Origin of the sequence: Rhizobium sp. ERR 1071 (assembly GCF_007828675.1) — a bacterium.
Taxonomy (GTDB): Bacteria; Pseudomonadota; Alphaproteobacteria; order Rhizobiales; family Rhizobiaceae; genus Rhizobium; species Rhizobium dioscoreae.
In genome coordinates, this window is record NZ_VITM01000010.1 from 209,842 (window position 1) to 217,633 (window position 7,792).

Consider the following 7,792-nt stretch of genomic DNA (forward strand, 5'->3'; position numbering starts at 1 on the left):
TAGCTTCGATGGGCAAAGTCACGCCTTTCTCGAAAGCCGCGGCTTGATGAAATGCGTCTTGCCCCAAAAGACAGGGCTCGCCACCTCAGCTTATGTTCCACAATGAATCTATCTGATGCAATTTAAGATTGTATATTTCAAATCACTACCGATACTAGATTTAGCTCTTTCTCGCACCTCCCTCGACGGGCATTTGTATGTTTTGCTGTTGGTCTTGCCCCGACAAGCGGGGCAAGCATATTATCGCGAGGTAGCCGGTGAGTTCTTCACCGATCAGGCAACCTCCCGCGCTAGCGTTTCAAAGATTGGCGTCAGCCGCCGATGGCGGCCGACCGGTGGATGCTCGATTTCCACCAGACGCCCGGATTTCTTCTGCCGTTTCAGCCATTCGCGCAGGGTTTCGGCGCTTGTATGATCAAGGTAGTGCAGGCGCGTGCCGGCAATCCTGATCTTGCGACCCTCGGGAAGCGTTTCCAGCATGTTGAGCAGGGCGGGAACGTCCTTGCATGTCGCCACGCCCACGAGGTCGAGATGGATGGTTTCATCCTCTTCCAATCTGTCGATGGCGAGCTTGCGACGCAGATATGGAAGGATTTCCAATATGGACAGCGCAAGACCGAGTGCCACGCCCACAAGCAGGTCCTGAAGCACCACCATCGCGACCGTCGCGGTCCAGATCCCGACAGGGACCCAGCCGTGATGATCGAAGAGATGCCGGACATGATGAAGACTGATCAGCCGCCATCCTGTCACCAGCAGCACCGCGGCAAGCGCCGTCAGCGGCACCATCGCGAGCAGCTCCGGCAGAAACGCCACCAGTCCGAGGATCCAAACGCCATGCAGCACGGCCGACGCCCGCGAGCGTGCGCCCGCCTGAATATTGGCGGACGACCTGACGATGACACCGGTGATGGGCAGCGCACCAAGCAGACCGCAAAGCCCGTTGCCGATACCCTGCGCAAACAGCTCCTTGTTGAAGCGGGTCCGCACGCCATCATGCATGCGATCGACGGCGGCGGATGAGAGCAGCGTTTCCGCACTGGCGATCACCGCGATGACCAGCGTCGTCACGATGATGCCGGGCTCAACCATCCTGGCAAAGCCATCCAGCGTCGGCAGTGTAATGCTTTCGATAAGGGAGGACGGCACCTCCACTCTTGCGATTGGCAGCTGCATGCCAACCGTCAATATCGTACCGGCCGCAACCCCCACCAGGGCACCGGGTATCAGCATCAGTTGCTTCGGCCTGAATTTCTCCCAGGCGATCATGGCCAGCAAGGAAATCAGCCCCACGAGGAGAGCGACTGCTTCACGCGTCAGCCCCGCGCCCCATACGCGAGCAAAGGTTTGCTCCATGGCGGTGACGTTCTCGATGCCTCCGGCAGCCGGTCTTGCCCCCATCAGCACATGGATCTGGCCAAGAATGATGAGGATGCCGATCCCGGCGAGCATGCCGTGGACGACCGCGGGTGAAATCGCCCGGAACCACGAGCCGATCTTCAGGAATCCGGCAAGGACCTGCAGTAAACCCGCAACGATGAGAACCGGCCCGAGCATGTCGATGCCATATTGCTCGACGAAACCGAAGACGATCACGGCAAGGCCAGCGGCCGGCCCTGATACCTGAAGCGGAGATCCCGCCAAAAGGCCGACGACGATGCCGCCGACAATGCCTGAAATGAGGCCCATCGCCACCGGAACGCCTGAAGCCACGGCAATGCCGAGGCAGAGCGGTATGGCGACGAGGAATACGACGAGCGAGGACGCGAGGTCGCGTGAAAGAGCAGAGCTTGACATCATCGGCCTACTCCGCGGCTTGCGGGATCACATGCGGACGACCACGACCCTTAACCGCGACAGGCAAAGGCCTGTCCTCAAGGATTTCCGTGAAGCGAGCGGCCGTACCGTCATAGACGAGCACCTCCCCCGTCTCGATATCGAAGAACCATCCATGCAGTGTGATGTCGTTGATCGCAAGCTTGGCGGCGACGGAAGGATGCGTGCGCAAGTGGTCGAGCTGAACGACGACGTTTTCCATCGCGATGGCGCGAACCCTTTGACGCTCGGACAGGTCGGCGGGGTAGGCTTCGCAGACGATCGAATGGGCGGCATGACTGTGCTTCAGCCAGGCGGCGACATTCGGCATCGGTTTCAAAAGATCAGGATGGCAAAGCCCTTTCATCGCACCGCAATCGGAATGCCCGCAGACGATGATATCACGAACGCCGAGTGCTACGACCGCATATTCTATTGCCGAGGACACACCGCCATTCGCCGTGGAAAAGGGAGGAACGATGTTTCCGGCATTGCGGCAAACGAAGAGTTCGCCGGGGCCGGATTGCGTGATCGTTTCAGGCATGACCCGGCTGTCGGCGCAGGAAATCATCAGCGCTTGCGGCTGCTGCCCCTCCTCCGCCAGCTTGCGATAAAGTGCCTGATGGTCGGGAAAGACGGCACCGCGAAAGCTGGAGATCCCTTTAAGCAAATCACCCATTGTCGAGTCCTTGTAATGGGCCGGACGGCAGGCAGGGGGCGTACCCATGCCCGGCGGGTTGGAATGCGCGATCATCTCGCAAGCGCGAGATAGGAACTGGAAACGGGAAGAAAATAGCGAGCGCCGAATTAGCGTAGCCTAATTTATAAAAATCTTGTGAGTGGACTGTGAGATCCTTTTAGTTGACCTCCGGCGCATGCGTCACAACGACAGCCCATATGAGACCATTGGACGGTGCTCTTCCAATCGGTAAGGTCCGTCCCTGATCTCCGAGCCTCGCCGACTATGATCCGGATGGCCGCTGCTAGGCCTGCGGATCGCTTCTCGCCGGCCATAAAACCGCTCTGTGATCTTCCCGTCAATTGGGGGGGCAGACTAATGACCGCCAAGTCCGAAATCACTGGGGTGATCCGCCCCACCCGCCTCCTTCATGAAGGCGAGCAGCAGCTCGCTCAACCGGCCCGGCTGCTCCTGCTGGATCCAGTGACCGGCGCCGTCGATCAGCTCGATGCCAGCCATCTTCGTCGCTGCCATTGTCCTCATGATATCGAGCGCGCCCGGCGCTGCGTAGGTGCCCCAATCGCTCTTCCCGCCCACGAAGAGTGACGGGACATCGATCGTCCTGCCCGAAAACAGGCGCAACTCGGCATTCAGGTCAGGATCGGAATAGACGCGATAAGTCTGCAGCGCGCCCTGAAATCCGGTGCGGCCATATTCCTCCGTGTATATGTCAAGTTCCGGCTCGGTGAGCCATTTGCAGGTTTGGACCTCGGCGGCGGAAGGCTGGAATGGAGCGACAGTCTCGGGCATCGTCTTGCCGAGATCCATGACATAGTAGGTGGGCATTTTTGCAAGCTCCATGGCGGTTCGCGCCTGCAGCGGATGCGGCTTGTTTCCCGGCCAGTCGGCGCTCTTGACGTAGAAAAATGCGCGAAGAAACGCGTGCAGACCTTGAGGGGGACGCCACATGTCATCATTGGCCTTCCGCGTGCTCAAATATTGCTGATAATACTCTCTGGGCGGATCGAGCGCGGCCAGCGCGGCCGCCAACCTTTGATTGTCAGTGTTCGATTGGACCGGCGACGATGCCTCGCTTTCCGCGGTGTTGAACGGAAATGCCGGCGGGCCAGGGAACGGCGCGCTCATCAGCACCACCGATGGAAAAACGTCAGGTCGAGCGAGCGCACAATAGGCGGCCACGGGCGAACCGAAGTCGTGCCCGACAAGCATCGTCGTGCGCCGATACCCCAGCGCCGAAACCAGCCCGAGCGCGTCGCGCGTCATGTTCAAGAGGCTGAAGGGCGCGAGCGGGGTTTCATAGCCGTTCATCCAACCTGTGGTGCGGCCAAAACCCCGCTGATCGGGCGCCACGACATGGTACCCCGCGTCAGCCAGAACCGGAATCAGATGTCGCCAGCCGTAAGCCAGATCTGGAAAGCCGTGCAGAAGCAGCGCGAGGGGCCGGCCGGGGTTTTCGTAACCGGCCTCGAGAATATGGACATCAAGGCCGTTGACCCCGTGGATCATGCGCGAGCGGCCCCCCTTGGGAAGCGTTCCCCCGCCGTAAGGTGGTGTAGTCAAAGCACTTCCTCCCATGGGGTTTGAGCGAGCCGATCGAAGGGACGCGGCAACCAGACTGGCCGCGCCCATCGCCAAAACGGCTCGTCGGGACATCGATGGTTTGAAATGAACGGGATGATTCATCCGCGGGCCTCTTTCTATGGCGATCACCATAGTATGGCGATCGCCATAGCGGCGTCAAGCGAACCGTGTTATGTTTGTTGCATGCCACGCAAGACTGACGCCCGCGCCAACGCGATTGCAACCGCCCAAAGACTGTTTCGCATCCAAGGCTATACCGCGACTGGATTGACCCAGATCATTGAAGAAAGCGGTGCCCCTAAAGGATCGTTCTACTTTCACTTTCCACGCGGCAAGGCACAGCTCGCAGAAGAAGCAATCGATCAATACGTCGCGAGCCGAATTGCGGTTTTGCGAAATATCTCCGCGAACACGGCCGGCGATGCGGAAAATTTCGTTCGCCAGATTTTCGGAACATTCGCCGCCGAAATGGTCGCCTCCGACTTTCAATATGGCTGTCTGATGCAAAATCTGGCGAATGAACTGCCCGCGCTCGACGCTGAGCTGACCAAAAGGGTCGCGCGCGGATTTGTCGATTCGACCGAGATTATTGCAGAGCATTTCAGGCGGTGTGGCTTCGCTCCCGCGCGCGCATCCTCCACCGCGGCCGCTTTGGTAGCCGCGCTCGAAGGCGCGCGAACGATCGCACGCCTGGAACGCACGCCGGCCGTATTCGAGGCACTGGCGGAGGTTAGTTGCCAGAGGTGCTTACCACCGGCATGACTGCGGGCAGCGTCCCCTCGACAAAATAATATCGCGACACATGCGCTGCCGCACGAACTTGATCGCTCCCGGCGCCACCCATCAAAGATCTGGATGCAGATCCCTGACGGTGCTCACGCTCTCGAGCTGGGACGCGACCGCCAGGATCGTCGACTCCGCCAGCCAGCTGCCGACGATCTGGACGTTGATCGGAAGACCTTCCCTGCTCGTGCCGAACCGCATTGAAATTCCCGGCAAGCCGGTGACGTTGAGCGGCACGGTCGCACCCTGCAGATATGTGGCGTCGACCGCCCGGCCATTGATGACGAACTCCTCCTGGCCGTGCTTGTGGGCCGGCAAGGGCAGCACCGGCGTGATCAGCGCATCGAACTTCTGGAAATACTCGGCGAAGCCATCGCGCAGACGCTCGGCCGCCTGCTCGGCCTCGATGAAATCTGCCATGGAGGTGTCCGGTAGCGACAGCATCGTCTTGGACATCTTGTACATCTGGTCTTCGTGCCCGGCGGTCGCCTCCGCGAAGGCCTGCTTCATCTCCATCACGTGGATACGATTGAAGACATCGAGCGCAAAATCCCTTTCGAGCGCGGGAATGCGCACCGGCTCGACATGTAGCCCGAGACCTTTGAGCGCCTCGGCGGCCGCCTCGACCACCTTGGCTACTTCAGGGTCGATCGGCCCGAAGCCCGGTTCGACCAGCCAACCCACCCGGAGCTGCCGATAGGGCTGACGGCCGATACCGGCGTCGAATTGAACAGTGCTCGTCGCGAAAGCGTCATGGCCGTCAGGACCGGCAAGCTGCGAGAAGGCGAGCGCCAGGTCGCGGATGCTGCGGGCCATTGGACCTACGTGCCAGAAGCGGCGCGGCGCGCGCGGATAAATGCCGGTCATCGGCACACGGCCGTGCGTTGCCTTGATGGACGAGATACCGGTCTGGGCGGCCGGTCCACGCACCGAGATGGCGAGATCGGTGCCGAGGCCGATCGGCGACATGCCCGCCGCAATCGCGGCCGACTCGCCACCGCTCGAACCGCCCGGCGTCCGCGAGAGATCCCAGGGATTGTTGGTGCGGCCGGTAAGCAGATTGTCGCTTTCGATCCAGTAGGAGAATTCGGGAAGATTGGTCTTGGCGAGCAGGATACCGCCAGCCCTCTTCATGCGTGCGACGCTGGTGGCGTCGGCATCGGGCATGCGTCCCTTGAAGATCGGCGAGCCGCGCTGCGTCGCCACGCCGGCGGTATCGATCGAGTCCTTGACCGTGAAGGGGACGCCATGAAGGGCACCGAGCTCATCACCCGCGCGGACCGCGGCGTCCGCCGCCTCGGCCTTTTCCAGGGCGTCTTCGGCGAGTGTGACGATCGCATTGATCTTCGGGTCAACCGCCTGGATGCGATCCAGATGGGCCTTGACGACCTCGACCGCTGAAACCTCGCGGCTGCGGATCATCTCAGCGAGCTTGGTCGCGTCTGAATAGATGATGTTCTCACTCATGGCTTTCTCTCTCTTCCGGCTACGTCCGCTCCGGACGTAGCCAACCTAACGTTCGTTAGGGATAGATAAACCCTTTCCTTTTTGTGCGTCAACCCCTATCTAACATTTGGTAGGGCAATAACCATTCAATCCTCGCCGCTGAGATGACGATGACGAATTCAAAGGAAGCGATCCTGGCCGCTGCCAGGCAGATCGCTCAATCACATGGCTACAGCGGGCTGAACTTCCGCGATCTCGCGGCCCAGGTCGGGATCAAGGCAGCGAGCATCTATCATCACTTCCCAAGCAAGGCGGGGCTCGGTGCGGCGGTTGCTCGGCGCTACTGGGAGGATACCGAACGGGAGCTCGATACCCTCCTTATAAACGCGGCCGATCCAATCAGCGCGCTACGGGAATATCCGAAAATCTTTCGAAGGTCGCTGGAGAGCGACAACCGACTTTGCCTCTGCAGCTTCATGTCGGCGGAATATGATGACCTTCCAGATGAGGTGACGGCGGAGGTTCAGACCTTCTCCGACGTCAATGTGGCCTGGATCAGAAAGGCGCTCGCCGCCGCCGGCGTGACGCGCCCAGAAGACAGCGAGGCGCGGGCACGTGCGATCTTTGCGGCGGTCGCCGGAGCTCAGCTGATGGCGAGAAGCCGCTGCGACATATCATTGTTCGACGCCTTAATCGAAAGCTACCGAGCCACGGGGCTCCTGCCGGCATAGACGTAATCCGCGCTCGGTTGCCTCATTAGCGTTCAATTCAACGCGCCGCCGGCATTCGTCCAGCTTACCTATGCATGCTCAATCACCGGCTCCAGGCTCCTTGCGGGACGGCATCAGGATGCCATGGGCGCCTCGCTCCGCTTCATACGGAGTATGCCGGCTGGAGCCCGCGGCCTCACCTCTCGAGCGGCAGGATGCACAATTCTGTTATCAATGTCCGCAAGCACTGATCACCTGGTATTTGCGCGGGGGGAATGAGAGGAGCGGCGAGATCGAGCCGCACCCCGAAGCATAGACCACCACGACAATTGCGGATGCCTGGATCACACGATATCGGTGACAAACTCATGGCGGCTTCGACGGACCTTCTTCAGATGCACGAGCCAATCGCCCTCTGGGGCTCGGTATCCAATCGGCAGCATGACGACGCTGCGCAGCCCCTTCGACCGCAGGTCCAATATCTCGTCGACCGCGGCCGGGTCGAAGCCTTCCATAGGTGTCGAGTCCACCTGTTCGAAGGCTGCCGCGATGACGGCGACGCCCAAGCCGATATAGGCCTGCCGGGCGGCGGCTTGATAATTGGCCTCTGTTCCCTGCGCGGCAACTATACCCAACAGTTTCTTGCGATAATTTTCCCAGCCTGCGGATTCCGACGTGAAGCCGGCCGCCAATCCGACCAAAGACCGGCCACCATTCCGATTTGAAGCCGGCCACCATTCCAATCAAAATCCGGCCA

The 7,792-nt window shown here is 60.4% G+C and carries 6 protein-coding genes and 1 pseudogene; 2 read left to right on the plus strand and 5 right to left on the minus strand.

Annotated features, from left to right (window positions below):
* Window positions 1-273 precede the first annotated feature (273 nt).
* The 3 genes from FBZ99_RS26840 to FBZ99_RS26850 all read right to left on the minus strand — a co-directional run bounded on the left by FBZ99_RS26840 (window position 274) and on the right by FBZ99_RS26850 (window position 4,075).
* A complete protein-coding gene (locus tag FBZ99_RS26840) occupies window positions 274-1,800 on the minus strand; it encodes a SulP family inorganic anion transporter (protein ID WP_145635821.1) in 1,527 nt (508 codons plus the stop codon).
* A gap of 4 nt (window positions 1,801-1,804) precedes the next feature.
* The gene (locus tag FBZ99_RS26845) at window positions 1,805-2,494 is read right to left on the minus strand and encodes a carbonic anhydrase (protein WP_113395667.1); all 690 of its coding nucleotides are present in this window, start codon (window positions 2,492-2,494) and stop codon (window positions 1,805-1,807) included.
* Between the two features lie 375 nt (window positions 2,495-2,869).
* The gene (locus FBZ99_RS26850; protein WP_246661207.1) at window positions 2,870-4,075 is read right to left on the minus strand and encodes an alpha/beta fold hydrolase; all 1,206 of its coding nucleotides are present in this window, start codon (window positions 4,073-4,075) and stop codon (window positions 2,870-2,872) included.
* Window positions 4,076-4,279: 204 nt separating this feature from the next.
* On the opposite strand from FBZ99_RS26850, the gene FBZ99_RS26855 reads away from it, so the two are divergent.
* Window positions 4,280-4,858, plus strand: coding sequence for a TetR/AcrR family transcriptional regulator (locus FBZ99_RS26855; RefSeq protein WP_197044223.1), 579 nt, complete (start codon window positions 4,280-4,282; stop codon window positions 4,856-4,858).
* An 81-nt stretch (window positions 4,859-4,939) separates the two neighbouring features.
* Here the strand turns inward: FBZ99_RS26855 and FBZ99_RS26860 are convergent, their stop codons facing one another.
* Window positions 4,940-6,346 (minus strand): amidase, encoded by a 1,407-nt coding sequence (locus FBZ99_RS26860; RefSeq protein ID WP_113391147.1) that lies wholly within the window; start codon window positions 6,344-6,346, stop codon window positions 4,940-4,942.
* 149 nt (window positions 6,347-6,495) lie between these two features.
* Here FBZ99_RS26860 and FBZ99_RS26865 point away from each other — a divergent pair, with 149 nt between their 5' ends.
* A complete protein-coding gene (locus FBZ99_RS26865) occupies window positions 6,496-7,056 on the plus strand; it encodes a TetR/AcrR family transcriptional regulator (RefSeq protein WP_162749484.1) in 561 nt (186 codons plus the stop codon).
* 323 nt (window positions 7,057-7,379) lie between these two features.
* Here the strand turns inward: FBZ99_RS26865 and FBZ99_RS26870 are convergent.
* Window positions 7,380-7,706 (minus strand): annotated as a pseudogene (locus FBZ99_RS26870) (nitroreductase family protein); the annotation flags it as partial.
* Window positions 7,707-7,792: the final 86 nt, after the last annotated feature.